Source organism: Micromonospora sp. IBHARD004, assembly GCF_052814115.1.
Genome location: NZ_CP199934.1, coordinates 335,450 through 359,770, shown reverse-complemented (window position 1 = coordinate 359,770; position 24,321 = coordinate 335,450). Strand labels below are relative to the sequence as shown.

Sequence of the window (24,321 nt, the reverse complement as noted above, 5' to 3'; positions counted from 1 at the left end):
ACAACCGATACCACCGGCACCCGCGGGTGGCCCGGAGCGGCTATACAGGAGTCGTGCCCGACATCGCGCCCGCAACCGCGGCCATCCCCGGCGACGTGCTCGCCCGCGCCGACCAGGCCACCCGCCGCTACGGCGACGTGCTCGCCCTGGACCGGGTCGACCTGACCGTGCACGCCGGCGAGCTGGTCGGCCTGCTCGGTCCGAACGGCGCCGGCAAGAGCACCCTGCTCAACCTGCTGGTCGGGCTGCGCCGCCCGACCGCCGGCCGGGTGGAGCTCTTCGGCGGCGACCCCCGTGACCCGGCCAGCCGGCGGCTGATCGGGGTGACCCCGCAGGAGACCGGGCTGCCCGGCACGCTGCGGGTCGGCGAGGTGGTGGACTACGTCGCCGCGCACTTCCCCGACCCGGTCCCCCGGGGCGAGCTGCTCGACCGGTTCGGCCTCACCGAGCAGGTGCGGCGGCAGACCGGCGGCCTCTCCGGCGGCCAGCGCCGCCGGCTCGCGGTCGCCCTCGCCTTCGTCGGCCGGCCCCGGCTGGTCATCCTCGACGAGCCGACCACCGGGCTGGACGTCGAGGCGCGACACACCCTCTGGGAGGCCATCCGGGGCTTCCACGCCGACGGCGGCACGGTCCTGCTGAGCAGCCACTACCTGGAAGAGGTGGAGGCGCTCGCGCACCGGGTGGTGGTGGTGGGCCACGGCCGGGTGCTCGCCGACGACACGGTGGACGCCGTCCGCGGCATCGTCGGGGTACGCCGGGTCAGCCTCGTCGCCGACGACCTGCCGCCGCTGCCGGGCGTGGTCGCCACCGAGCGGTCCGACGGGCGTACCCACCTGCTCACCACCGACGCCGACCAGCTCGTCCGCGACCTGGTCACCGCCGGGGTCGCGTTCCACGACCTGGAGGTACGCCCCACCTCGCTGGAGGAGGCGTTCCTCGCCATCACCGCCGACGACCGGCCCGCGACCATCACCGTCTAGGAGCATCCGTGCCGCTCGCCCTGGTTCACGCGCGCTACCAGCTGCTGGAGACCCTCCGGATCCCGGTGGCGGTCTTCGGCAGCGCGTTCTTCCCCGCCGCCGCGATGCTCTTCTTCGTGGTGCCGTTCGCCGCCGACGACGCGGTCGGCGCCACCTACGCCACCGGCGCCATGGTCACCTTCGCGGTGATGAGCGCCAACATCTTCCAGTACGGCGTCGGCGTCGCCGAGGACCGCGACCAGCCCTGGAACCCGTACACCCGGACCCTGCCGGCCGGAACGGCCCCGCGTCTGGCCGGCCGGATCCTGGCCGGCCTGGTGCTGACGTACCTGTCGATGCTGCCGGTGGTGGTGATCGCCGCGGTGGCCACCGCGGCCCGGATCACCCCGGTGCAGCTCCTGCTCGGCGCGGCCACGGTCGCCGCGATCTCGGTGCCGTTCACCCTGATGGGGCTGGCCGTCGGCTACTCGCTGCCGAGCAAGGCGGCGATCGTGGTCGCGCAGATCATCTTCTTCCCGCTCGCCTTCGGCGGCGGGCTGCTCTCCGGCCCGGACGACGCGCCCGGCTTCATCCAGGCGATCGCCCCCTACCTGCCGACCCGGGGCGCCGTCGAGCTGATGTGGGCGGCGACCACCGACTGGCGGGCCGACCGGGTCTCGGTGGTGATGCTCGGCGTCTGGATCGTCGTGCTGGCGGCGGTCGCCGGATGGGCGTACCGGCGGGACGAGGGACGCCGCTTCACCTGACGTTTTGTCCGGAACCGGCCCGGCGGGCCCGGGGACGGTGCCACGATGCCGGCAGGGCGTGCCAGCGGGGCCGCCACGGCGAGAGGGGTCACCGTGAACGGCGTCGAGCCCGGCACGCCCTGCTGGGCCGACCTGGCCACGCCCGGCCTGGAGGTCGCGAAGCGGTTCTACCCGGAGCTGTTCGGCTGGACCGGCCGGGTCTCCCCCGAGCCGGAGGCGGGCGGGTACACCGTCTTCCTCAAGAACGGCAGGTCGGTCGCCGGCGCGGGGCCGCCGGCCACCCCCGACCAGGTGCCGATCTGGTCGACGTACGTGGCGACCGACGACGCCGACCTGGTCGCCACCCGGGTCGAGGCCGCCGGCGGGCAGGTCGTGGTCACCCCGTTCGACGTCTTCGGCCAGGGCCGGATGGCGGTCCTCGCCGACCGGGCCGGCGCGGTGTTCAGCGTCTGGCAGCCGATGGCGATGCGCGGCGCGGAGCTGTTCAACGTTCCGGGCGCGATGTGCTGGAACGAACTGGTCACCCCCGATCCGGAGGGGGCCCGGGAGTTCTACGCGCTGGTCTTCGGCTGGCAGCCGGAGGAGCAGCCGATGGGCCCGGTCACCTACACCGGCTGGCGCTGCGGGGCTCGGGTGGTCGCCGGGATGATGCCGCCGCTGAAGGAGCTGCCGGCCGACCTGCCGGCGTACTGGTCGGTCTACTTCGCGGTCGAGGACGCCGACGCCACCGCCGCCCGCGCCGGCGAACTCGGCGGTACCATCCTCGTCCCGCCCCGCGACATCCCGGCCGGCCGCACCGCCGCGCTCCGCGACCCCCAGGGCGCCCTCTTCTCCATCACCACCCTCCGCTGACCCCCTCCCCCTCCACGCGCCGATCTCGCATCCGGCAGGGGGTTCAGTGGGGGCGGACGGGGACCACCAGGGGGCCGTGGTCGCCGGGGATGACGCGGACGTGGGCGCGGTAGTGCTTCGCCAGCAGGGGTTCGGTGAGGACCTCGCCGGGTGGGCCGGAGGCGGCGACGCGGCCCTCGGCGAGCAGGACCATCCGGTCGGCGTACTCGCCGGCGACGGAGAGGTCGTGCATGGTGGCGAGCACGGTCAGGCCGTGCTCCCGGCGGAGCTGGTCGACCAGCTCCAGCACCTCCTGCTGGTGGCCGATGTCCAGCGCGCTGGTCGGCTCGTCGAGCAGCAGCAGGGTGGCGCCCTGGGCCAGCGCCCGGGCCAGGAAGACGCGCTGCCGCTCGCCGCCGGAGAGGGTGGCCAGCTCCCGGCGCCCGAACGCGCCGAGATCCAGCCGGTCCAGCACCTCGTGCACGGCGACCAGGTCGGCGGCGGACTCCCGGCCCAGCGGCGGGATGTACGGGGTCCGGCCGAGCAGCACGTAGTCGAGTACCGACATGCCGGCCGGCACCACCGGGGACTGGGCGACGGTGGCCACCACCCGGGCCCGGTCCCGGCGGCGCAGCGCCTGGATCGGCGTACCGAAGAGGGCGACCGCGCCCGGCGCGGGCAGCAGGCCGCCGACGGCGCGCAGCAGGGTCGACTTGCCGGCGCCGTTCGGGCCGATCACGGTGACCCACTCGCCGGCCGCGACGGTCAGGTCGACGCCGGCCAGGATCGGCGCGCCCCCCAGCCGCACGTGCAGGTCACGCACCTCGACCGCCGGCGCGTTCATGTGAACACCCGGCGGGCGGTGCGCAGGACCAGGACGAAGAACGGGCCGCCGAGCAGGGCGGTGACCACGCCGATCGGGATCTCGGCGGGGGCGGCGGCGGTCCGGGCGACCACGTCGGTCAGCGCCAGGAACGCCCCGCCGAAGAGCATCGACAGCGGCAGGATCACCCGGTAGCTGGACCCGGCCAGCAGCCGTACGGTGTGCGGCACGATGATGCCGACGAAGCCGATCAGGCCGGAGGCGGAGACCGCGGCGGCCGTGCCGAGCGAGGCGGCGGCGATCAGCAGGTAGCGGGAACGCTGCGGGTGCAGGCCGAGGCTGGTCGCCTCGTCGTCGCCGACGGAGAGGACGTCGAGCTCCCGTCGGTGCAGCAGCACCACCACGGCGGTCAGCACGAAGTACGGCAGGACCAGCCGGACGTCGTGCCAGCCTGCGGTGGCCAGCCGGCCGAGCAGCCAGGAGTAGACCTGCTGGATGTTGTCCGAGTGGCGTTGCAGCAGGTACGTCTGCCCGGCGGCGAGGAACGCCGACACCGCCACCCCGGCCAGGATCAGCGTGGCGGGTGACCGGTCCCGCCCACCGGCCGCGCCGAGCAGGTACGTCATGGCGACCGCCCCGAGCGAGCCGACGAAGGCCGCGAGGGGGATGGTGACCGGCATCCCGGTCAGCGCCCCGCCCGCCCCGGCGCCGAGGGCGATCACCGCGGTCACCGCGAGCCCGGCGCCGGCCGCCACGCCGAGCAGGTACGGGTCGGCCAGCGGGTTGCGGAACACCCCCTGGTAGCAGCCGCCGGCGAGGGCGAGCAGCCCGCCGACGAGCAGGCCGAGCACCACCCGGGGCAGCCGCAGCTCGGTGACGATGGCGATCTCGCGTTCGCTCAGCCCGCTCTCCAGGTGCACCCCGGGCAGCAGGTTGAGCAGTTCGGCGGCGACGCTGCCGGGCGGCAGGCTGACCGGCCCGAGGGACACCCCGGCGACCAGGGCGATGAGGACGGCGACGACTCCGGCGGCCAGCCACCGTTTGCGCAGCCCGGCCGGCCGGACCGTCGCACCCGGTCCGGCCGTGGGCACGCCGGACGGCCGGGACGCGTGGGGCGTCCCGGCCGGCCGGTCGGCGGATTCCGCTGGTCGCACGGTCACCGACGGATCACGCGGGCACCTTGGCGGTGGCGTCGACGATCGCCTTGAGCAGGTCGACGACGCGCGGGCCCCAGCGCGAGGCGATGTCGTCGTCGAGGGCGACGATCTGGTTGTTCTTCACCGCGGTGACGCCGGCCCAGCCGCTGCGCGCCTTGACCGTGTCGGGGGTCTGCTTGCAGCACTTGGTGTCGGCCAGGAAGACGAAGTCCGGGTTGGCCTTGACGATGACCTCCTGGGACAGCTGCGGGTAGCCGCCGTTCTTGCCGTCGGCGTCCGACGGGTCGGCGATGTTCTCCAGGCCGGCCAGGGCGTAGATCGAGCCGATGAACGTCTTGCTGGTCGCGCTGTACAGCTCCGGGCCCAGCTCGTGGTAGTAGGTCAGCTTCTTCGCCCGCTGCGGCAGGTCCTTGGTCAGCGCGGCGATGTCGTCCTTCATCTTCTTCGTGACGTCGGCCGCCTCCGTCGGGTGGCCGGTGAGCGCGCCCAGGTCGGTGATCTGCTGGTACGTGTCGTCGAGCGTGGTCGCCGCGGGGGTGAGCAGCACCGGGATCTTCAGCGTGGTGAGCTGGTCGACGATCTTGTTGGTGTCGTTGGAGAGCACCACCAGGTCGGGGCTCTTGCCGGCGATCGCCTCGGCGTTCGGCTGGAAGCCGGACAGGTCGCTCTTCGGCGCGTCGGCCGGGTGGTTCGACTGGTCGTCGACGGCGGCGACCTGCCTGCCGGCGCCGACGGCGAAGAGCATCTCGGTCGCCGACGGTGAGAGCGAGACGATCTTCTCCGGCCGCTTCTCCAGGGTCAGCTTGCCGACGGTGACCGGGAAGGCGGCGGTCGCCGAGCTGCCGCCGGCGGCGGGGGTGTCGTTCGAGGTCTTCTCGGCGCAGGCGCCGAGGGCCAACGCGGCCACCGCGAGGGTCGCGGCGAAGAGCCGGGGGGTACGTCTGGACATGGGTCCTCCTGTCGGTCGAGGAGTGTGGTGCTTCGCCGACAGGGACCGCCTTGGCGTGCCCGTCCGCGAGGCGCCCTTCCTCGAGAGCGCGTGTCGCGACCGTGCCGCAGGCGACCTGGCTCGTCCCCACACACGTCGGCGCCGGCCGGAGCCGACGCCGTGCGGGGCATCACAGTTGCGGGACAGCACCGGTTTCACACCGGCTTCGCTGCGGGTTGGTCGCTGTCACGGTAGCGCACGAGCAGCGGAGATCGTCCGGACGGGCGGGGTGGGTGGGGGCATATCGGCAATGATTTTCCATCCGTGAACACCTGGCGAAAGTTCCTTCCAAGCGGGACAGTGAACGGCAACGACGCCTCACTCCTGTGGAGCTGCCATGGCCACGACATCCCTGCGCACGGTCGCCCTCGCCGGCGTGACCGTGCTCGCCCTCCTCGGCACCACCGCCCCCGCCGGGGCCGTCACCCAGGTCACCGCCGAGCCGGTGACCCACGACGAGCAGATCACCTGGCAGGGCTGGTCCGGCGACGCCGGCTGGCAGGCCGGCACGGCCGCCGGCACGCTGGTCACCCCCGCCGGCCTCACGCTCGGCACCCCGGTCGGCACGACCGTCTACAAGGACCCGCACGGCAAGAGCAAGCGGACCTGGGCGTACGGCACCTGGACGACCCCGCTGACCGAGGTCGGCTTCGGCGCCAGCGAGCTGGTCGCCTCCTGGAACGCCGACACCCCCGCCGGCACCTGGATCCAGGTCGAACTCCAGGGCACCTACACCACCGGCGGCCAGACCCCCTGGTACGTGATGGGTCGCTGGGCCTCCGGCGACGGCGACATCATGCGGACCAGCGTCGACAAGCAGGGCGACAAGACGTCCAGCATCTGGACCGACACGTTCTCCATCGACGACACCAGCGCCGGCGTGCTGCTCGACGCGTACCAGCTGCGGCTGACCCTCTACCGTGACCCGGCGCAGACCGCCTCGCCGGTGGTCCGCTCGCTCGGCGCGATGAGCTCGAACGTGCCGGACCGGTTCACGGTGACCCCCAGCGCCGGCCACATCGCCTGGGGCACCGAACTGGCCGTCCCGCGCCACTCACAGAACATCCACGCCGGCCACTACCCCGAGTACGACGGCGGCGGCGAGGCCTGGTGCTCGCCGACCTCCACCGAGATGGTGGTCGAGTACTGGGGCCGGCAGCCCTCGGCGGCCGACACGTCCTGGGTGGACCCGACCTACCCCGACCCGACGGTCAACCACGCCGCCCGGATGACCTACGACTACCAGTACGACGGCGCCGGCAACTGGCCGTTCAACACCGCGTACGCGGCCAGCTTCCCCGGGCTGGAGGCGAAGGTGACCCGGCTGCACTCGCTGGACGAGCTGGAGCACTTCATCGCCGCCGGCATCCCCGTGGTGACCAGCCAGTCCTTCCTCTCCAGCGAGCTGGACGGGGCGGGCTACGGCACCTCGGGCCACCTGATGGTGGTGGTCGGCTTCACCGCCGACGGCGACGTCATCGCCAACGACCCCGCCTCGTCCAGCAACGAGGCGGTGCGGAACGTCTACAAGCGCGACCAGTTCGAGCAGATCTGGCTGCGTACCAAGCGGACCACCGCCAGCGGCGGCACCGGCAGCGGCTCGGGCGGCATCGCCTACCTGATCAAGCCGACCGACGTGGCCTGGCCCCAGGTGGCGGGCTCCACCAACTGGTAGTGACGACCACGCCCGGCCCGGTCCGCTCAGGACCGGGCCGGGCGCGTGTTCTCAGCCCTGTACCGGCGTCCTGGCGAGCCGGTCGATCGCGGCCTTGTCGCGGCGTCGGGTGGCGATCGTGCGGACCACGATGACCACCCAGGCGATCGCGGCGAGCGCACCGGCCAGCGTGATCCCCGTGACGAGCAGCCAGGTGGAACCGCCCTCGGCGGAGAAGACCCCCTTGCCTGCCCCGGTGTCCCGCGCGGCTGCGGTGCCACCCGCGGTCAGACCGTCGGGCGCGTCGTAGAGGATGACGTCCGCTCGGCGCGCGCCGCCCCCGGCGGCTTCGAAGTCGCCGTGCCAGGTGCAACTGCGGCGACCGCACTCCTCGCTGACCGCGGTGAACGTGCCCGCCGTGCCGCCGCCGGACTTCGCCTGCCAGGCCGGCGCGACGTCGGGCGCGGACATGGCCAGACCGATGATGGCGATGACGGGAAGCCCGACCCAGAGGAAGAACTTCATCCGCCAGCTACTGATCTTCTCAATCACGGTGACCGACCCTAGCCGGACGCACCATGGTCCCGCTGCCCCGTTTCCGGCCCGACGGCCGCCGTGGCCCCGGGGTCAGCGGTGCTGGTCGCCGGGCTCGCCCTCGGCCGGCTGGTCGTCGCCGGCCAGCGCGGAGCGGAGGCGCTCCTTCTCCGCGCGGCGGCGCTCCGCCGACTCGGCCATCTCGCCGGCCATCTCGTCCCGCCAGCCGCGGAGCAGGAAGAAGGAGAGCGCGGCGGAGAACACCAGCGCCAGCATCAGCCGCAGGAACATGTTCATCTCGACGAACCAGAGGGCCGCCAGCACGCCGACGAACAGCCCGATCCGGCCCAGCGTGTACTTGACCGCCGCGCTCACGTTCGCACTCCGTTCTCCGCCGCCGGTCTCCCGGTGCGGGAGGTTCAGCCCGTCCGGCGGGCCAGCCAGTGGACGCCATGAAACCAGATCACCGCGTACGCCAGGGTGAAGACCGCCGCGGCCAGCGCGCCGGAGACCAGCGGCGGCAGCCCGGCGGCCAGCCCGGCCGCCAGCAACCCGGCGACCACCCCGACCACGCCGGCGACCAGCGCCGCGATCACCCGGGCCGCGCCGAACTCCCAGGCCCGGAAGTCGTCCCAGAAGAGCCAGAGCGGCAGGATCACCGCCAGCCAGCCGTTGGTCCGGCCGAACTCGGCGGCGCCCATCGTGGCGAACGCCCACTCGAAGAGCACCAGCGCCAGCACCCCGATCACCAGACCGGCGAGACTCACCCCGAGCAGGTCACCCAGGGTGAGGATGCGTCCCTCGGCGTCCCGCCGGGGAAAGGCGCGCTGCTGCTGCTCCGTCATCGGTCCGGGGTCAGGCCCAGACCTGCTGCGGCTCGGAGCGCCGCTCGGCCAGCGACGGCGCCTTGTCGTACTCCCGGACCACGTTGTAGCGGGTGTCCCGCTCGACCGGCTGGAAACCGGCGTCCCAGATCAGGTGCAGCAGGTCGTCCCGGTGCATCGTGTTCGGGGTGCCGTACGAGTCGGCGTCGTGGGTGATCTTGTATTCCACGACCGAGCCGTCCAGGTCGTCCACGCCGAAGTTCAGCGACAGCTGGGCCACCGAGAGGCCGTGCATCACCCAGAAGTTCTTGAGGTGCGGGACGTTGTCGAAGAGCAGCCGGGAGACCGCGAAGGTCTTCAGCGACTCGGCCGGCGAGGCCATCGTGGTCTGTGCCTGGATCCGGTTACGGATCTTGCCGTCCGCCGAGTCCACGAAGTCGTGCTGGTAGCGCAGCGGGATGAAGACCGCGAAGCCGCCGGTCTCGTCCTGCAGCTCGCGCAGCCGCAGCACGTGGTCGACCCGGTGCCGGGGCTCCTCGATGTGGCCGTAGAGCATCGTCGACGGGGTCTTCATGCCCTTCGAGTGAGCCAGCCGGTGGATCCGCGACCAGTCCTCCCAGTGGCAGGCGTGGTCCACGATGTGCTGGCGGACCTCCCAGTCGAAGATCTCCGCGCCGCCACCGGTCAGCGACTCCAGGCCGGCGTCCATCAGCTCGTCGAGGATCTCGTCGGCGCTCAGGCCGCTGATCTTCTCGAACCACTGCACCTCGGTGGCGGTGAAGCACTTGAGCTTGACGTTCGGCAGCGCCGCCTTCAGCTCGCGCAGCACCTTCGGGTAGTAGCGCCAGGGCAGGGTCGGGTGCAGGCCGTTGACGATGTGCAGCTCGGTGAGCTGCTCGTCCTCCATCTCCTTGGCCTTGCGGACCGCCTCGTCGATCCGCATCGTGTACGCGTCCTTCTCGCCCGGCTTGCGCTGGAAGGAGCAGTACGCGCACGAGGCGGAGCAGACGTTGGTCAGGTTGAGGTGCCGGTTGACGTTGAACATCACCCGGTCGCCGTTCATCTCGGTGCGCTTGTGGTGGGCCAGCCGGCCCAGCCAGGCGAGGTCGTCGCTGTCGTAGAGGGCGATCCCGTCCTCGCGGGTCAGCCGCTCGCCCGCGTACACCTTCGCTTCGAGCTCGCGCTTGAGTCCGGCGTCCATCGAAAGCCACGTCCCTTCCACCTGCGGTCCCGGTCGAGCGTACGTCGGCCCTCCGACGAACCAACGGGCCGGTCAACCCCAGCGACGTTCTTCACCGGACTTCCAGTCCAGCGTCACCCTCCGTGCATCGACATCCCTGCGTCCGTGAGGTAAGACAGGGTGGGGCGGAACACACCCACTGGTACCGTCCCCGATCAGCGCGCCCAACAGGGTGCGGAACACGCCAGACCGGACGGGGAGCGGAATGGTCGACAGCGCACGGGGCCGACGACAGCGACGCGGAAACCCGGTGATCTCGCCGGTGCTGCGTCCGGCGCTCTGGTCCGCGCTGCTCGGCGCGGTGGCCGCCGCCGCGCTGGCCACCCCGGCCTGGGCCGAGCCACCGCTGTCCGACACGGTCCCCGACACCGGGTCCCGCCCGGTCGTCGCCGGCGGCCTGCGGCTGCCCGGCTCGGTCCCGGGCCTGCCCGGCGCCGGCCTGCCGGGTGCCTTAGGCACGACCCCCGGCGCGGCGACCGCCAACCCCGGCGACGGCCCGCTCATCGCCCAGATCAACGCGGCGGACGCGCTGGTCGGTCAGCTCGGCGACGACCTGCTCCAGATCAAGGGCCAGCGGGACGAGGCCCAGGCCCAGCTCGCCCTCGCCGCCACCGAACTCCAGCGGGCCCACGAGGCGCTCCTGGCCGCCCAGCAGAGCGCCAAGGCCGCCGCCGCCGACGCGGTCAAGGCCGCCGCCGCGCTGCCCCCCGGCGAGTTCGGCGCCGACCTGCACGACTTCAGCATGCTGCAGCGGATCACCCGCGGCGACAAGGCCGAGGGCGCGACCACCGCGGTGGCCGGCGAGGTGGCCCGGGCCACCGCCGCCGAGAACATCGCCCGGGAGGCGCACGCCGCCGCCGAGGCGCGGGTCCAGGAGCGCAACGCCGCGTACGCGACGGCCGAGGCGGCCCTGCACCGGCAGGAAGCCGCGCTGCTCAAGCTGCGCAGGGACAACGCCGCGCGGCTGGTCGAGATCGAGAAGCGCGAGGACGCCGCCGAGCAGCAGATCGGCGCGTCGTACGTCAACAGCCAGAGCGTGAGCGGGCTGGTCGCCGACCCGCGGGCGCAGGCCGCCGTGCGGTACGCCCTGGCCCAGCTCGGTGACCCCTACCTCTGGGCGGCGGAGGGACCGAACCGGTTCGACTGCTCCGGCCTGATGCTCGCCGCGTACCAGTCGGCCGGGTACCACGACCTGCCCCGGGTCTCCCGGGACCAGTACTACGCCACCCGCTCCCGCACCGTGGATCCCGCCGCCCTGCTCCCGGGTGACCTGCTCTTCTTCGCCTCCGGCAGCAGCTGGCAGAGCATCCACCACGTCGCGATGTACATCGGCGGCGGCAGGATGGTCGAGGCGCCGCGCACGGGCGACGTCGTCAAGATCTCGGTCGTCCGGTGGACCCGGCTCTACGCCGCGACCCGGGTCGTCGGCGCGGTGCCCGCCCCGGCCATCCCGGTGCCGCTGCCCACCGCGACGACCACCCCGCCGAGGCCCGGCACGACGCCGACCCCGACCCCGACGCCCAGCCGGACGGCCACCCCGAAGCCGACCCGGACGGCGACGCCGAAGCCCACGACCACGACCACGAAGCCGAGCCCCAGCACCAGCCCGTCGACCTCGCCGTCGCCGAGCACGTCCCCGTCGCCGACGCCGACCACGGCCCCCTCGCCGTCCGAGTCGCCCAGCCCGGCGACGAGCACCGAGCCCGCCCCGACGACGAGCAGCGTCGCCCCGACCGACAGCACCTCGGACACCACCTCGAGCAGCCCGAGCACGAGCGGCTGACCGCAACCGTCCACTCCGGCTGTGCTGTCGGGCCGATCTGTGGCACGGTGAGATCCAGGCACTCCCGGGCCGCCCGCCGCGGTCCGGGTGCGAGCGTGGGCGCGGAGGCGAGCATGGGCGAGCTAGAGGTTCCGGCGGGGACGGTCCATCCGGGATCCGTGCCCCGCAGCGACGGGCCGGCCGATCCCGCACCGGGCCGGGTGGCGGCCGACCCGACGGACGACGAGGGCTCGGCGGGACCGAGCCCCGGTGTGGCTCGCGGCCGGGTCAGCGTGGCCGCCACGGCCGCACCGCCGGACGGCGAACGGCCGGCCGCACCGGCAACCGCCACCACATACCGGGCGGGCAGCCCGGCTGAGGCGGCGCCGCTGGACCGGCGTCAGCCCGGCGCCTCCGTCGCGCCACCCTCGACCTGGTCCGGCTTCGCCGCCGCCGAGCGGCCCGCCGACCCCGACCCGGACCGGTCGGCCGCCCCGGACGACGCCCCGGCCGGCCCCGCACCCGCCCCGACGGTCTCCGGATCCGCCCGGGCCGCCGCCCCACCCGCCCCACCCGCCCCGGAGGGCTCGACGCCGGACCCGGCGGTGCCGGGGCAGCGCGACGCGGCCGAGGCGGCACCCGCCCGGGCCAGCGCCTCCGTGCCGGGGCTGCGCCGGATCTCCGCCGACGAGGCCGGCACCGCCGGCGCCGCGGTGGCGGCGAAGGCCGGCGGCACCACGATCTACCGGGCCGGGCCCGTCAATCCCGAGCCGCCCGAGCCGGCGCAGCCGCCGGAGCCGGCCCGGCCCCCGGTGCCGCCCACGCCGGAACCCGAGCCGGTCCCCACGCCCGTACCGGGACCGACGCCACCCTCCCCGGCGCCGCCCGTGCCGGCACCGACGCCCCCCTCCCCGGCGCCGCCGGTGCCCGCGCCGCCGCCCCGGCCGACGCCGCCCAGACCGACGCCGCCCGGGCCGGTACCGCCGATTCCCGGGCCACCGGTGCCGCCGCCCGGCCCGCCGGTGCCCGCGCCCCCGCCGCCCCCGGGCCCGATGCCCGCCCCGCCGTTCCCGCCCCCGCCCGCCATGGCCACCCCGGCGGGCGGGCCGGTCTCCGCACCACCGGTGGTGCCGGCGCCCGCGCTGCCGAGCTGGCCACCGCCGACCAACCCCACCGACCACCGCACCGCGGCGCCCGGCCGCGTCGGCGTCCACCCGTACCCGAGCAGCGCGCCGCCGGCCGCGGACCGCCCGGTCAGCGCGCTGCCCGCCGCCGGGTGGTCCGGCCCGCTCCCCCACCAGGGCGGCCCGGGCCTGGCCGGCACGGCCTACGGCAGCACCGAGGGGCCCGGCTTCGCCACCGTGTCGCTCCCGGCGGGCAACCCGCTGGAGAATTCCGGCTCGCTGACCGGGCACATCCTGGCCCAGGGCTGGGCCGAGGACGCCCCGACGACCCGGTCCAGCAACACGAAGGTGGTGATCGTGCTGGCCGCGTCGCTGGGTCTGCTGATCGCGATCAGCCTGCTGGTGGTCTTCCTGGCCAACGACGCGTTGAGCGGGATGACCGGCCGATGACGGGTGGGTGACGGGTCGGCGGGAGCATGGTGAGCCCGCCCACTACGGCCTCGCGGTGCGGTGGCGGCTCTGGCGCGCCGCCGTACACTTGGGTAGATCACTGACCTGGCGCGCCTGTCACGCGCCCATGGGCGATCTTGCGGGCGATTCGGCGGCATTCAGCCGCAGCGGGCCATCGCGAAGATGCGCCCCGCTCGAAAGGCATTTCTTGACCACCTTCGCTGAACCCGGCACGTCCCCGTCCGCCCACGACGCCCCGGCGCAGGAGAACCCCGCCGACGTCGACACCCCCGACTTCGCCGCACTGGGACTGCCCGGGCAGCTCGTCGCCACGCTGGCCCGCCAGGGCATCACCACCCCGTTCGAGATCCAGCGGGCCACCCTGCCGGACGCCCTCGCCGGCCACGACGTGCTCGGCCGGGGCCAGACCGGCTCCGGTAAGACCCTCGCCTTCGGCCTGCCGCTGATCGCCCGGCTCGCCGAGCGCAACCGGGCCCGCCCGCTGCACCCCCGGGCCCTGGTCCTGGTGCCGACCCGGGAACTGGCCATGCAGGTCAACGACGCGCTGATGCCGCTCGGCAAGGCCGTCGGCATCTTCGTCAAGACCGCCGTCGGCGGCGTGCCGTACGACCGGCAGATCGACGCGCTCCGCCGGGGTGTGGAGATCATCGTCGCCACCCCGGGCCGCCTCGGCGACCTGGTCTCGCGCGGCGTCTGCAACCTGGACGACGTCGAGATCACCGTGCTTGACGAGGCCGACCAGATGGCCGACATGGGCTTCCTGCCGGAGGTCACCGACCTGCTGGCGAAGACCCCGGCGGGCGGCCAGCGGCTGCTCTTCTCCGCCACCCTGGACGGCGACGTCGACTCGCTGGTCAAGCGGTTCATGACCGACCCGGTCACCCACTCGACCGCCCCGTCGACCGCGTCCGTGTCCACCATGGACCACCACCTGTTGCTGGTCCCGCCGCACGACAAGTTCGCGGTGGCCGCCTCCATCGCGGCCCGTTCCGGCCGGACGATGCTCTTCGCGCGTACCCAGCTCGGCGTCGACCGGCTGGTCGAGCAGCTCGCCGCGGTGGGCGTTCGCGCCGGTGGGCTGCACGGCGGCAAGACCCAGCGGATGCGTACCAAGACCCTGGCCGAGTTCCGCGAGGGTCGGATGAACGTGCTGGTCGCCACCGACGTGGCGGCCCGCGGCATCCACGTCGACGGGGTCTCGCTGGTGCTGCACGTGGACCCGCCGAAGGACCCGAAGGACTACCTGCACCGGGCGGGGCGTACCGCCCGGGCCGGCGAGTCGGGCGCGGTGGCCACCCTGGTGCTGCCGAAGCAGCGCCGGACCACCCTGGCCATGCTGGAGAAGGCCGGCGTCGCTCCGGCGGAGGCCCGGGTCCGGGCCGGCGACCCGGCCCTCGCGGAGCTGACCGGCGCGCGCGAGCCCAGCGGGGTTCCGGTCCGCGCGGAGCCGCAGGAGCAGCGCCGCTACGGCGACCGCCCGTCCGGCCCGCGCCGCTTCGGCGATCGGGACGGCCGGCGCTTCGGCGACCGCGGCTCCTTCGACCGGGACGGCCGCGGCGAGCGCCGGTTCGGCGACCGGGGCGACCAGCGCTTCGGCCGCCCGTCCGGCGAGCGGCGCTTCGAGGACCGCCCGACCGGCGAGCGGCGCTTCAGCGACCGCCCCACCGGCGAGCGGCGCTTCGACGACCGGCCGACCGGCGAACGGCGCTTCGGTGACCGCGACGACCGGCGTCCGGCCGACCGCGCCGGCCGGGACGACCAGCGCTTCGGCGGGCGCGACCCGCGGGGCGGCGGGGACCGCGCGGGCCGGGACGACCGGCGCTTCGGCGACCGCCCCACCGGCGAGCGGCGCTTCGACGACCGGCCGACCGGCGAGCGGCGCTTCGAGGACCGCCCGACCGCCGAGCGGCGCTTCGGTGACCGGGATGCCCGGGGCGAGCGCACGTCCGGCGAGCGGGGCGGCGACTTCCGGTCGGCGGACCGCCGGGGCGGGTTCCGTCCCGAGGGGCGGGGCCGGGACGACCGGCCGCGCGACGACCGGCGGGGCTTCGGCGGGCGACCGCCGGCGCGTACCCACTGACCTGACGCCCGGACGCCGCCGTGGAGCATTCGCTCCGCGGCGGCGTTTCCGCATTCCGTGCCGGTGTCCATGCCGTCGCGTAACGTCCGGTTCATGCCGACCATGCCGAAGTCGCTCTTCTGGACCAGGACGGACACCGCCGGGGCGGAGCACGTCGTCCTCGACGGTCAGCAGGGACTCGCCGCGCGGGGCGTGGCGCTGGCGGTGGACCCGATCCCCTACACCTGCCGGTACCAACTCACCGTCGGCGCGGACTGGGCGGCGACCCGGCTGGAGGCGGCGACCGAGGGGGCCGGCTGGTCGCGGAGCGTACGGCTGGAACGCGCCGGGGACGGCTGGCGGGTGCGGACCGGCGAGGAGGGTGACCTGGACGCGGCGCTGCGCGCGGCCGGGCACGCCCCGGCCGGGCTGCCGGGCACGGACGACCCGGACCGGCTGGCCGACGCGCTCGACCTCGACCTGGGCGGCTCCGCGCTCTTCAACACCCTGCCCGTACGCCGCCTCGGGCTGAGCCGGGCGCCGGCGGACCAGCCCCGGCGGATCGCCGTCGCCTGGGTGCTGGTGCCGAGCCTGGCCGTGGTCCCCGCCGAGCAGGTGTACACCTCGCTCGGGCCCGGCCGGGCGCGCTTCGCCAGCGACACCTTCACCGCGGACCTGGACGTCGACCCGGACGGCTTCGTGGTGCGCTACCCGGGCCTCGCCGAACGGATCGATCCCCGCTGATCCCGGGCCGGCCGGTCAGGCCGGCCAGGCGCCGGTGGCCAGGAAGCGGTCGATGGTGGCCAGGTGCGGGGCGAGGTCCAGCCCCTGCCGGGCCACCCACTCGTCGGCGTAGTACGTGTCGGCGTAGCGGTCGCCGGCGTCGCAGATGAGGGTGACCACCGACCCGGTCCGCCCCACCGCCAGCATCTCGGCGATCAGCCCGAACGCGCCCCACAGGTTGGTGCCGGTCGAGCCGCCGACCCGGCGGCCGAGCACGGTCGAGCCGGCCCGCATGGCGGCCAGCGAGGCGGCGTCCGGCACCTGGACCATCCGGTCCACCACCGAGGGCAGGAAGGACGCCTCGACGGAGGGCCGGCCGATGCCCTCGATCCGGGAGCCGCGGTCGGTCCGCACCGACCAGTCGCCGGCCTGCCAGGCCGGGTAGAAGGCGGAGTTCTCCGGGTCGACCACGCAGAGCTTGGTGGGCAGCCGCCGGTAGCGGGCGTACCGGCCGATGGTGGCGCTGGTGCCGCCGGTCCCGGCGCCCACCACCACCCAGGCCGGCACGGGGTGCCGTTCCAGCGCGAGCTGCGCGTAGATGGACTCGGCGATGTTGTTGTTGCCCCGCCAGTCGGTGGCCCGCTCGGCGTAGGTGAACTGGTCCATGAAGTGCCCGCCGGAGTCCTCGGCGAGCCAGCGCGCCTCGATCACCACCTTCGCCGGGTCCTGGACCAGGTGGCAGCGGCCGCCCTGGAACTCGATCTGGGCGATCTTCTCGGGCGAGGTGGTGGCGGGCATGACCGCGATGAACGGCAACCCCAGCATCCGGGCGAAGTACGCCTCGGAGACGGCGGTCGAGCCGGAGGAGGCCTCGAGGATGGTGGTGTCCGGGCCGATCCAGCCGTTGCAGAGCCCGTAGAGGAAGAGCGACCGGGCGAGCCGGTGCTTCAACGAGCCGGTGGGGTGCACCGACTCGTCCTTCAGGTAGAGGCCGATGCCCCACGTGCGGGGCAGCGGGAAGGGCAGCAGGTGGGTGTCGGCGGACCGGTTGGCGTCGGCCTCGACCGTGGCGATCGCCTCGGTCACCCACGTCCGGCTGGCCTCGTCGCACCGGTCCAGATGTGTCACGTCGGCAACGTTACAAGCGAGGTCAGCTCGGGTTCGGGCCGACCCGGCGGCGCTGCCGGCGCTGCCCGGCCCGGCCGGTGGCCCGGACCACCGGGGTCAGTGCGAGCGCCAGCCGGGGCAGCGCGTCGAGGAGCCGCACCTGGGCGCCGCGCCAGCGCGGCAGGCTGACCACCGGACGCGGCCGGCGGGCCAGCCGCGCGGCCCGCGCGGCCACCCGCTCCGGCGTCAGCATCGACCCGGTGAAGGAGGCCAGCGCGCCGGGGTCGTCGAGCCGGTCGTGCAGCATCGGCGTCCAGATCCCGTCCGGGCAGAGACAGGACACGTGTACGCCCCGAAGCCCGGCCATCCGCAGGTCGGACAGGGTGCCCAGGCTGAACGCGAGCAGGGCGTGCTTGCTGGCGGCGTAGACCGTCTCGCCGGGCGCGGCGATCAGCCCGGCGAGGGAGACGACGTTGAGCACGTGCCCGTGGCCCTGGGCCCGCATGACCTCCAGCGCGGCCAGGGTGCCGTTCATCGCGCCGAGGGCGTTCACCTCGACCAGCCGGCGGCGGGTCGCCGCGTCGTGGGTCCAGGACGGCCCGGTGACCAGGATTCCGGCGTTGTTCACCCAGAGCCCGAGCCCGCCGGCCGCCCCGCCCGCGGCCTCGGCGGCGACCGCGGCGCAGGCCGCCTCGTCGCGGACGTCCAGGGCCCGGGACCAGCCACCGAGCGGCTCGGCGGCGGCGGCCACCGCAGCGGCGTCCAGGTCGGTCAGGAGCACGGCCCAGCCGTCGGCGTGCAGCGCGGCGGCGATCGCCCGTCCGAGCCCGCCCGCCGCCCCGGTCACCACGGCCGCTCCGGGCGCTGGCGTCGTCATCGGCGCACGGTATCGCCGGACTCCCGTCGGCGCCAGAGCCGCTGCGCCACAGCCCTCGGGACGCGCGGACCTTGCCCGGTGGCCGCGCGCCCGGCATGAGCGCCGGGCGGGGCGGACGCGGTGCGGCCCGGACCGCGACATCAGCTCCACAGGATGGCCACCTGACACTCGCGGGCCGCGTCGGGGCGCGGCCCGGCCCGCCGACGAGGACGGGTCAGGTGCCGGGGGGCGGGTCAGGGGGCCTGGGGCTCGATGGGCTGGGGGCGGTTCTCCCACTTCGTCGACAGGGCGATCCCGGTGCGGGTGGAGGCCACGCCCGGGGTGCGGTTCAGCCGGACGATCAGCTGCTCCAGCTCGGCGATCGTGCCCACCCGCGCCTTCAGCAGGAACGACTCCACCCCGGCCATGAAGTAGCAGGACTCGATCTCCGGCATCCGCCGGAACGCCTCCAGCACGTCGTCGGTGTCCCCGCCGGAGTCCTCGACGATGCCGATCAGCGCGGTCACGCCGAGCCCGATCGCCTCCGGCTCCACCTCGGCCCGGTACGCCCGGATCACGCCGCTGGACTCCAGCTTGCCGACTCGTTCGTGCACGGCGGGGGCGGAGAGGCCGACCTGGCGGGCCAGCTCGGCGTACGACAGGCGGGCGTTGCCGCGCAGCAGCTCCACGAGGCTCAGGTCGATCGCGTCCACGGAGAGTGACCCTATCCGTTCGGGCGTAACGCTCGACGGTCGGCATCAGTTGAACGTGACAACATGTACCCATTCACAAACTGATGGTCATGGGAGTTCTTCGCCGGTACCATTTACTAACTTCTCAAGCCGTGCGTTTTTCGCGTTTGGCGGACAGGCCAGGTCGCTGGTGCTGTAATTGCCATACGTCCCTCATGACGGCTCTGGGCTCGCACCGGCCGGGGGCAGTGTGTTCAGCCGGGGGCTTCGTCGACGCGAGGAGGGGGCTGTGGACACTGGAGATCGCCTGCTGACACCGGGTGAGGTCGCCGCGCTGTTTCGGGTTGACCCGAAGACTGTGACGAGATGGGCGGCGGCCGGCCGGATAGGCAGCATCCGGACTCCAGGCGGGCATCGCCGGTTTCGGGAATCCGAGGTGCGGGCCCTGCTTGAGGGGGAGGGCATGCTGGACGAGGCGGAGGACATGGGTAAGGCACGCAACATGGGCCCGACCGCCTCGACCGGCCCCGGACCGGCCAACGCCGGCATGTACTGAGTGCGGATCGGCACGCGGACCGGCCGTCAGGTCCGGTCCGCGTTCCGTTGCGCCGCGGCCAGCTCGCCCGACCAGCGACGGAAGAGCGTGTGCGGCACGCCGAGCGCGTCCAGCACCTTCCCGGCCACGAAGTCGACCAACTGCTGCGCAGAGGCGGAGGCGCCCGCGCCGTAGAAGCCCGGGCTGGCCGGCAGCACGACCGCGCCGGCGTCGTGCAGCGCGATGAGATGCTCCAGGTGGCTGCGGGTCACCGGGGTCTCCCGCGGCACCACCACCACCGGCCGCCGCTCCTTCAGGTTGACCTCGGCCGCCCGCTGCAGCAGGTCCTTGGAGAGCCCGATCGCGATGCCCGCGCAGGCCGCCGTGCTCGCCGGCACCACCGCCATGCCGCGTACCCGGTAGGAGCCGCTGCTCGGGCCGGCGGCCAGGTCGCCCGCCGGCCAGTGCCGCAGGTCCGCGCCGGTCAGCTCGCGGCCCAGCCAGGTGGCCAGGTCGTCGGCCCAGTGCCCGTCCCGGAAGGGACGACCGGTCTCGTCGAGGATGGTCAGCCGGGCCGCCCGGGAGACGATCAGGTCCACCGCCTCGCCGGCGTCGAGCAGGCCCCGCACGACGGCTGCCGCGTACGGCGTGCCGGAGGCCCCGGAGACGCCGACCACCCATGGTTCGCGCATACGACAAGCCTGCCTGGTCGGCGGCGGGGACCGGCGGGCACCCCCGCCGTACCGGTCCGGAGCGTCCCCCTTGTCCCGGGACCACCGCCGTTGTCCCGCCGGGCCACGGCCGTCCCGGCGACCTGCCATGCTTCCGTCGGCGATCCACGGCCACGGAAGGGATCGGGATGACGGAGGCGGTGCTCTGGTCGCTGCGCTCCGACTGTCCACTCGCGCCCCGGCTCTCCCCGTATGCCGACCGCACCCAGCAGTGGCTGCTCGACCAGCTCGTCGACCTCGACCTGCCCCTGGACGCGGTGGCCCTGGACCGACTGCGCCGGGCGGGCTTCGCCCGGTACGCCGGCCGGCTCTACCCGGACGCCGCCGAGTCGGACCTGCGCGTGCTGACCGTCCTGTTCACCTGGTTCTTCCTGGTCGACGACGCGTGCGACCGGCCGGACCGGCTGACGCCGCCGCAGATCCGCGCGCTGCGCGACGGGGTGCTCGCCCTGCTGCGCGACGGGCCTCGGGCGCGTCATCCCGGCTTCTCGGGGCCGCTGCGGCGGCTGCTGGTGCAGGCGTGGCGGGAGCCCCGACGGCGGATGCCGGCCCGCTGGCGGCTGCGCTTCACCGACGCGGTCGCCCACCACCTGGACGGCGCCTGGCGGGAGGCGGTCGCGAAGGCCGCCGGCCGGGCCCCCGGGGTCGCGGAGTACGTGGAGCTGCGCCGGGCGACCTCGGCGGCGTACGTGTCGTACCCGCTGATCGAGTTCGCGACCGGCCGGCCGCTGCCCGACGCGGTCTACCACCATCTCGCGCTGCGCCGGATCGCCGAGGTCGGCAACGACCTGCTCTCCTGGTTCAACGACCTGGCGTCGCTGGACCAGGACCGGGTCAGCGCCGGTGGCCACAATCTGGTGCTGGCGGTGGCGACCGAGCACGGGGTGCCGGTGGAGACCGCGGTGGAGCTGGTGGCCGAGCGCTGGCGGGCGGGGATGGCCCGGTTCGTGGCGCTGCGCGCCGCGGTGCCGTCGTTCGGTCCGGCGCTGGACGAGGCGGTCACCGCCCACCTCGACGGGGTCGCCCACGCGGTGCGCGGCACGGTGGACTGGACGTTGGAGAGCGGCCGCTACCCGGCGGTCGCCCCCGCGTCCTGACCCCGCCGCTCAGGGTCGCAGGTCGAGGCGGACCACCAGGTCGAGCAGGGCGAAGACGAAGAGCGCGATGCCGACGAAGCCGTTGGCGGTGAAGAACGCCCGGTTGACCTTGCTGAGGTCGGTGGGGCTGACCACCAGGTGCTGGTAGCCGAAGGCGACCGCGGTGAACGCCAGCCCGATCCACCAGAGCCAGCCGAAGCCGACCAGGCCGCCGAACCAGATGAAGAGCGCGAAGGTGACCACGTGGGCGACGGTGGAGGCGTGCAGCGCGAAGCGCAGCCCGTAGCGCGCGGGGACGCTGTGCACGCCGATCTCCCGGTCCACGTCGGCGTCCTGGCAGGCGTAGATCAGGTCGAAGCCGCCGATCCAGAGGCCGACGGCCGCGCCGAGCAGCCAGGCCGGCCAGGAGCCGGCGAGGGTGCCGGTGACCGCGAGCCAGGCGCCGACCGGGCCGACCGCCTGGGCGATCGCCAGGATGGCGTGCGGCCAGTTGGTGAACCGCTTGCCGTACGGGTAGACGACCAGCGGGATCACCGCGAGCGGGGCGAGCACCAGGCAGAGCGGGTTGAGCAGGGCGGCGGCGGCGAGGAAGACGACCAGCGCGACGGCCGCGCCGGTCCAGGCCGTCCGCACGCTCACCGCCCCGGTGACCAGTTCCCGCTTCGCGGTACGCGGGTTCCGCGCGTCGATCCGCCGGTCGAGGATCCGGTTGGCGGCCATCGCGAACGTCCGCGCCCCGACCATCGCGACGGTGATCAGCAGCAGGTCGAGCCAGCGGACCCGACCGCCGTCGACCCGCATCGCGGTCAGCGCGGACAGGTACGCGAACGGCAGCGCGAAGACCGAGTGCTCGATCGCGACCAGTTTGAGGAAGGACTTCACCCGGCCCGGCTTCTCGGCCGGCGCGTCGAGGACCGCCATCAGATCCCGTACTCCTTCCAGCGCTTGTCGACCAGCGAGACCACCTCGGGCGACATCGACATCTCCTCCGGCCAGCCCCGGGTGTAGCCCTCGGTGGGCAGCTTGCGGGTCGCGTCGACGCCCACCTTGCCGCCCCAGAACTGCTGGTACGACGCGTGGTCGAGGTGGTCCACGGGCCCCTCGGTGAGGAGCAGGTCGCGGGCGTAGTCGACGTTGCCGAAGGCGCGGAAGGCGACCTCGTTGTAGTCGTGCACGTCGCAGTCCTCGTCGACGATCACGATCAGCTTGGTCAGCGACATCAGGTGGGCGCCCCAGATCGCGTTCATCACCTTCTGCGCGTGCTTCGGGTAGCGCTTGCGGATCGAGACGATCGCGCAGTTGTGGAAGACCCCGGCGGCCGGCAGGTCGTAGTCGACGATGTCCGGGATCAGCAGCTTGAGCAGCGGCTGGAAGATCCGCTCGGTGGCCTTGCCGAGGCCGTGGTCCTCCTGCGGCGGCTTGGAGGTGACGATCGAGTGGTAGACCGGGTCGCGCTGCATGGTCATGGCCTCGATGTGCAGCACCGGGAACGGCTCGACCGGGGTGTAGAAGCCGGTGTGGTCGCCGAACGGGCCCTCGGGCAGCCGCTCGCCGGGCTCCAGGTAGCCCTCCAGCACGATCTGGGCGTGCGCCGGCACCTGGAGCGGCACGGTGAGGCAGTCGACCATCTCGACCCGCTCGCCGCGCAGGAAGCCGGCGAACAGGTACTCGTCGATGTCGCCGGGGAGCGGCGCGCTGGCGGCATAGCTGACCACCGGGTCGCAGCCGATCGCGATGGCGACCGGCAGCCGCTGGCCGAGCCGCTCGGCGACCGCGTGGTGGGCGGTGGAGTCCTTGTGGATCTGCCAGTGCATGCCGAGGGTGTTCCGGCCGTGCTGCTGGAGCCGGTAGAGGCCGAGGTTGCGCTTGCCGGTCTCCGGGTGCTTGGTGTGGGTCAGCCCGTAGTTGTGGAAGATCCCGCCGTCGCCGGGCCAGACCTGGAGACCGGGCAGCCGGTTCAGGTCGACGTCGTCGCCCCGGTAGACCACCTGCTGGCAGGGGGCGGTCTTCACCTTGCGCGGCGGCACCGACTTGAGTTGCATGACCTTGCCCAGGCCCTCGCGGATGCCGGACCAGCCGACCGGCAGCTCCGGCTTGATCAGCGCGCCGATCCGCTCGCCGATCTCGTCGAGGGAGTCGACGCCGAGCGCCATCGCCATCCGCTTCTCGGTGCCGAAGAGGTTGATCGCGACCGGCATCTCGCCCCGGGTGGGGCGCTCGAAGAGCAGCGCCGGGCCGCCGGCCCGGACGGTCCGGGTGACCACCTCGCTGATCTCCAGGGTGGGGTCGACCGGGACGCTCACCCGCCGCAGCTCGCCCGCGCGCTCCAGCGCCGCGAGGAAGTCCTTGAGATCGGTGTACGGGAAGCCACGAGCCGCCATGTCAGCCAGTCTCCCGCACCTGCCTCCCGGTCGCCCAAGCCGGGTGGTGTGACGCGGCCGATGCCGCCGCCGGCCGGGCATGGCCGGGCCGGCGGCGGGTAGTCGAGCCGTCCGACGGCGGAGGGGACGGCAATGGGTGCGGGACGGGTCCCGGCGGGGTTCGCTGAGCAGCGGGCGCAGGTCGGCGAGATCACGATGAACTACCTGCGGGGCGGCGACGGTCCCCCGCTGGTGCTGCTGCACGGCTATCCGCAGTGCTGGTACATGTGGCGGCACCTGCTGCCCGAGCTGGGGCGCTCGTTCGAGGTGGTCGCGCCGGACCTGCGCGGCTTCGGCGAGAGCGACGCCCCGGCCGGCGGGTACGACAAGAAGAGCGTCGCCGCCGACCTGCACGGGCTGCTCACCGGGCTCGGCCTGACCGCGGACATCCGGCTGGTCGGCCACGACCTGGGCACCATGGTCGCGTACGCCTACGCCGCCGCCCACCCCGACGTGGTGTCCCGGCTGGTGCTCACCGAGGCACCCATCCCGGACGAGAGTGTCTACGCGATCCCGGCCCTGACCGCCGCCGGCCCGGCGGTGTGGAACTTCGGCTTCTTCAACCTCAACAACGGGCTGCCGGAGCAGCTGATCAGCGGCCGGGAGACGCTCTGGGTGGACCGCTTCAGCGACTCGATGATGGTGAACAAGGGCAGTATCGGCCCGGACGACGTCGAGGAGTACGCCCGGCACCTGCGCGACCCGGACCACCTGCGGGCCAGCTTCGACTGGTTCCGGGCGTTCGGGCAGGACGTGGCGGACAACGCCGCGTACCGGTCGACGAAGCTGCCGATGCCGGTCCTCGCGATCGGGGCCCGGGCCAGCCTGGGCGAGCAGGTGGCCGAGCAGGTCCGCCGGTACGCCGACACGGTCACCGGCGAGGTGATCGAGGACAGCGGCCACTGGCTCTTCGAGGAGCGGCCGGCGGAGCTGAGCGCCCTGCTGCTGCCCTTCCTGCGGGGCTGAC

The 24,321-nt window shown here is 73.9% G+C and carries 24 protein-coding genes and 1 riboswitch; of the genes, 11 read left to right on the top strand and 13 right to left on the bottom strand.

The features are described from left to right. Positions 1 to 53 precede the first annotated feature (53 nt). The 3 genes from ACTWO6_RS01735 to ACTWO6_RS01725 are packed head-to-tail and all read left to right on the top strand — an operon-like array spanning position 54 to position 2,578. Positions 54 to 980, top strand: a complete 927-nt coding sequence (locus ACTWO6_RS01735; protein ID WP_446217877.1) for an ABC transporter ATP-binding protein — start codon at positions 54 to 56, stop codon at positions 978 to 980. Positions 981 to 988: 8 nt separating this feature from the next. Next, positions 989 to 1,726 carry an ABC transporter permease gene (locus ACTWO6_RS01730; protein WP_446217876.1) on the top strand — a complete coding sequence of 246 codons (738 nt, stop codon included), beginning with the start codon at positions 989 to 991 and terminating at the stop codon, positions 1,724 to 1,726. 45 nt (positions 1,727 to 1,771) lie between these two features. Beyond that, on the top strand, positions 1,772 to 2,578 hold the full coding sequence (locus ACTWO6_RS01725) for a VOC family protein (RefSeq protein WP_446217875.1): 807 nt from the start codon (positions 1,772 to 1,774) through the stop codon (positions 2,576 to 2,578). 43 nt (positions 2,579 to 2,621) lie between these two features. Here ACTWO6_RS01725 and ACTWO6_RS01720 read toward each other — a convergent pair whose 3' ends face one another. The 3 genes from ACTWO6_RS01720 to ACTWO6_RS01710 form a co-directional block, all read right to left on the bottom strand. Further along, entirely contained in the window at positions 2,622 to 3,401 is a 780-nt protein-coding gene (locus tag ACTWO6_RS01720) for an ABC transporter ATP-binding protein (RefSeq protein ID WP_446217874.1), read from the bottom strand. Continuing rightward, positions 3,398 to 4,471 (bottom strand): FecCD family ABC transporter permease, encoded by a 1,074-nt coding sequence (locus tag ACTWO6_RS01715; RefSeq protein WP_446220526.1) that lies wholly within the window; start codon positions 4,469 to 4,471, stop codon positions 3,398 to 3,400. The genes ACTWO6_RS01720 and ACTWO6_RS01715 overlap by 4 nt, the downstream gene beginning before the upstream one ends. Before the next feature lie 76 nt (positions 4,472 to 4,547). Further along, positions 4,548 to 5,486: an ABC transporter substrate-binding protein gene (locus tag ACTWO6_RS01710; RefSeq protein ID WP_446217873.1), complete on the bottom strand. Its 939-nt coding sequence runs from the start codon at positions 5,484 to 5,486 to the stop codon at positions 4,548 to 4,550. A 114-nt stretch (positions 5,487 to 5,600) separates the two neighbouring features. Next, positions 5,601 to 5,690, bottom strand: a riboswitch (cobalamin riboswitch). A gap of 172 nt (positions 5,691 to 5,862) precedes the next feature. On the opposite strand from ACTWO6_RS01710, the gene ACTWO6_RS01705 reads away from it, so the two are divergent. Continuing rightward, positions 5,863 to 7,200 carry a peptidase C39 family protein gene (locus ACTWO6_RS01705; protein ID WP_446217872.1) on the top strand — a complete coding sequence of 446 codons (1,338 nt, stop codon included), beginning with the start codon at positions 5,863 to 5,865 and terminating at the stop codon, positions 7,198 to 7,200. A 51-nt stretch (positions 7,201 to 7,251) separates the two neighbouring features. On the opposite strand, the gene ACTWO6_RS01700 is transcribed toward ACTWO6_RS01705, so the two are convergent. The 4 genes from ACTWO6_RS01700 to mqnE form a co-directional block, all read right to left on the bottom strand. Next, a complete protein-coding gene (locus ACTWO6_RS01700; protein WP_446217871.1) occupies positions 7,252 to 7,731 on the bottom strand; it encodes a hypothetical protein in 480 nt (159 codons plus the stop codon). Between the two features lie 75 nt (positions 7,732 to 7,806). After that, complete coding sequence (locus tag ACTWO6_RS01695) at positions 7,807 to 8,088, bottom strand: DUF4229 domain-containing protein (protein WP_446217870.1); 282 nt, start codon at positions 8,086 to 8,088, stop codon at positions 7,807 to 7,809. Positions 8,089 to 8,132: 44 nt separating this feature from the next. Then, positions 8,133 to 8,558: a hypothetical protein gene (locus tag ACTWO6_RS01690; RefSeq protein ID WP_446217869.1), complete on the bottom strand. Its 426-nt coding sequence runs from the start codon at positions 8,556 to 8,558 to the stop codon at positions 8,133 to 8,135. Positions 8,559 to 8,568: 10 nt separating this feature from the next. Then, positions 8,569 to 9,738, bottom strand: coding sequence for an aminofutalosine synthase MqnE (gene mqnE / locus ACTWO6_RS01685; RefSeq protein ID WP_446217868.1), 1,170 nt, complete (start codon positions 9,736 to 9,738; stop codon positions 8,569 to 8,571). 244 nt (positions 9,739 to 9,982) lie between these two features. Between mqnE and ACTWO6_RS01680 the strand changes: the two genes are divergently transcribed. From ACTWO6_RS01680 to ACTWO6_RS01665, 4 genes are all read left to right on the top strand, one after another. Beyond that, entirely contained in the window at positions 9,983 to 11,560 is a 1,578-nt protein-coding gene (locus tag ACTWO6_RS01680; RefSeq protein ID WP_446217867.1) for a C40 family peptidase, read from the top strand. 113 nt (positions 11,561 to 11,673) lie between these two features. Further along, positions 11,674 to 13,113, top strand: a complete 1,440-nt coding sequence (locus tag ACTWO6_RS01675) for a hypothetical protein (RefSeq protein WP_446217866.1) — start codon at positions 11,674 to 11,676, stop codon at positions 13,111 to 13,113. A 208-nt stretch (positions 13,114 to 13,321) separates the two neighbouring features. After that, positions 13,322 to 15,214 (top strand): DEAD/DEAH box helicase, encoded by a 1,893-nt coding sequence (locus ACTWO6_RS01670; protein WP_446217865.1) that lies wholly within the window; start codon positions 13,322 to 13,324, stop codon positions 15,212 to 15,214. A gap of 102 nt (positions 15,215 to 15,316) precedes the next feature. Next, entirely contained in the window at positions 15,317 to 15,937 is a 621-nt protein-coding gene (locus ACTWO6_RS01665; protein ID WP_446220525.1) for a putative glycolipid-binding domain-containing protein, read from the top strand. A 15-nt stretch (positions 15,938 to 15,952) separates the two neighbouring features. On the opposite strand, the gene ACTWO6_RS01660 is transcribed toward ACTWO6_RS01665, so the two are convergent. The 3 genes from ACTWO6_RS01660 to ACTWO6_RS01650 form a co-directional block, all read right to left on the bottom strand. Then, on the bottom strand, positions 15,953 to 17,044 hold the full coding sequence (locus ACTWO6_RS01660; protein WP_446217864.1) for a PLP-dependent cysteine synthase family protein: 1,092 nt from the start codon (positions 17,042 to 17,044) through the stop codon (positions 15,953 to 15,955). A 22-nt stretch (positions 17,045 to 17,066) separates the two neighbouring features. Next, complete coding sequence (locus ACTWO6_RS01655; protein WP_446217863.1) at positions 17,067 to 17,900, bottom strand: SDR family NAD(P)-dependent oxidoreductase; 834 nt, start codon at positions 17,898 to 17,900, stop codon at positions 17,067 to 17,069. 233 nt (positions 17,901 to 18,133) lie between these two features. Then, positions 18,134 to 18,592, bottom strand: coding sequence for an Lrp/AsnC family transcriptional regulator (locus ACTWO6_RS01650; protein ID WP_446217862.1), 459 nt, complete (start codon positions 18,590 to 18,592; stop codon positions 18,134 to 18,136). A gap of 268 nt (positions 18,593 to 18,860) precedes the next feature. Between ACTWO6_RS01650 and ACTWO6_RS01645 the strand changes: the two genes are divergently transcribed. Continuing rightward, complete coding sequence (locus ACTWO6_RS01645; protein ID WP_013473529.1) at positions 18,861 to 19,127, top strand: BldC family transcriptional regulator; 267 nt, start codon at positions 18,861 to 18,863, stop codon at positions 19,125 to 19,127. Positions 19,128 to 19,153: 26 nt separating this feature from the next. Here ACTWO6_RS01645 and ACTWO6_RS01640 read toward each other — a convergent pair whose 3' ends face one another. After that, on the bottom strand, positions 19,154 to 19,798 hold the full coding sequence (locus ACTWO6_RS01640) for a UbiX family flavin prenyltransferase (RefSeq protein WP_446217861.1): 645 nt from the start codon (positions 19,796 to 19,798) through the stop codon (positions 19,154 to 19,156). 167 nt (positions 19,799 to 19,965) lie between these two features. On the opposite strand from ACTWO6_RS01640, the gene ACTWO6_RS01635 reads away from it, so the two are divergent. Next, on the top strand, positions 19,966 to 20,934 hold the full coding sequence (locus tag ACTWO6_RS01635; RefSeq protein WP_446217860.1) for a terpene synthase family protein: 969 nt from the start codon (positions 19,966 to 19,968) through the stop codon (positions 20,932 to 20,934). 9 nt (positions 20,935 to 20,943) lie between these two features. Here ACTWO6_RS01635 and mqnP read toward each other — a convergent pair whose 3' ends face one another. Together mqnP and ACTWO6_RS01625 are read right to left on the bottom strand one after the other, a co-directional pair. Beyond that, positions 20,944 to 21,855: a menaquinone biosynthesis prenyltransferase MqnP gene (gene mqnP / locus ACTWO6_RS01630; protein WP_446217859.1), complete on the bottom strand. Its 912-nt coding sequence runs from the start codon at positions 21,853 to 21,855 to the stop codon at positions 20,944 to 20,946. After that, a complete protein-coding gene (locus tag ACTWO6_RS01625) occupies positions 21,855 to 23,315 on the bottom strand; it encodes a menaquinone biosynthesis decarboxylase (protein ID WP_446217858.1) in 1,461 nt (486 codons plus the stop codon). Before ACTWO6_RS01625 ends, mqnP begins: the two co-directional genes overlap by 1 nt. A 132-nt stretch (positions 23,316 to 23,447) precedes the next feature. Between ACTWO6_RS01625 and ACTWO6_RS01620 the strand changes: the two genes are divergently transcribed. Then, positions 23,448 to 24,320 (top strand): alpha/beta fold hydrolase, encoded by an 873-nt coding sequence (locus ACTWO6_RS01620; RefSeq protein ID WP_446217857.1) that lies wholly within the window; start codon positions 23,448 to 23,450, stop codon positions 24,318 to 24,320. Position 24,321: the final 1 nt, after the last annotated feature.

Coding starts and splice junctions, on each gene's coding strand:
- ACTWO6_RS01675 (WP_446217866.1), top strand. CDS start 11,674: ATGGGCGAGCTAGAGGTTCCGGCGGGGACGGTCCATCCGGGATCCGTG.
- mqnE (WP_446217868.1), bottom strand. CDS start 9,738: ATGGACGCCGGACTCAAGCGCGAGCTCGAAGCGAAGGTGTACGCGGGC.
- ACTWO6_RS01625 (WP_446217858.1), bottom strand. CDS start 23,315: ATGGCGGCTCGTGGCTTCCCGTACACCGATCTCAAGGACTTCCTCGCG.
- ACTWO6_RS01665 (WP_446220525.1), top strand. CDS start 15,317: ATGCCGAAGTCGCTCTTCTGGACCAGGACGGACACCGCCGGGGCGGAG.
- ACTWO6_RS01720 (WP_446217874.1), bottom strand. CDS start 3,401: ATGAACGCGCCGGCGGTCGAGGTGCGTGACCTGCACGTGCGGCTGGGG.
- ACTWO6_RS01620 (WP_446217857.1), top strand. CDS start 23,448: ATGGGTGCGGGACGGGTCCCGGCGGGGTTCGCTGAGCAGCGGGCGCAG.
- ACTWO6_RS01705 (WP_446217872.1), top strand. CDS start 5,863: ATGGCCACGACATCCCTGCGCACGGTCGCCCTCGCCGGCGTGACCGTG.
- ACTWO6_RS01655 (WP_446217863.1), bottom strand. CDS start 17,900: ATGACGACGCCAGCGCCCGGAGCGGCCGTGGTGACCGGGGCGGCGGGC.
- ACTWO6_RS01690 (WP_446217869.1), bottom strand. CDS start 8,558: ATGACGGAGCAGCAGCAGCGCGCCTTTCCCCGGCGGGACGCCGAGGGA.
- mqnP (WP_446217859.1), bottom strand. CDS start 21,855: ATGGCGGTCCTCGACGCGCCGGCCGAGAAGCCGGGCCGGGTGAAGTCC.
- ACTWO6_RS01635 (WP_446217860.1), top strand. CDS start 19,966: ATGACGGAGGCGGTGCTCTGGTCGCTGCGCTCCGACTGTCCACTCGCG.
- ACTWO6_RS01725 (WP_446217875.1), top strand. CDS start 1,772: ATGCCGGCAGGGCGTGCCAGCGGGGCCGCCACGGCGAGAGGGGTCACC.
- ACTWO6_RS01710 (WP_446217873.1), bottom strand. CDS start 5,486: ATGTCCAGACGTACCCCCCGGCTCTTCGCCGCGACCCTCGCGGTGGCC.
- ACTWO6_RS01640 (WP_446217861.1), bottom strand. CDS start 19,798: ATGCGCGAACCATGGGTGGTCGGCGTCTCCGGGGCCTCCGGCACGCCG.
- ACTWO6_RS01680 (WP_446217867.1), top strand. CDS start 9,983: ATGGTCGACAGCGCACGGGGCCGACGACAGCGACGCGGAAACCCGGTG.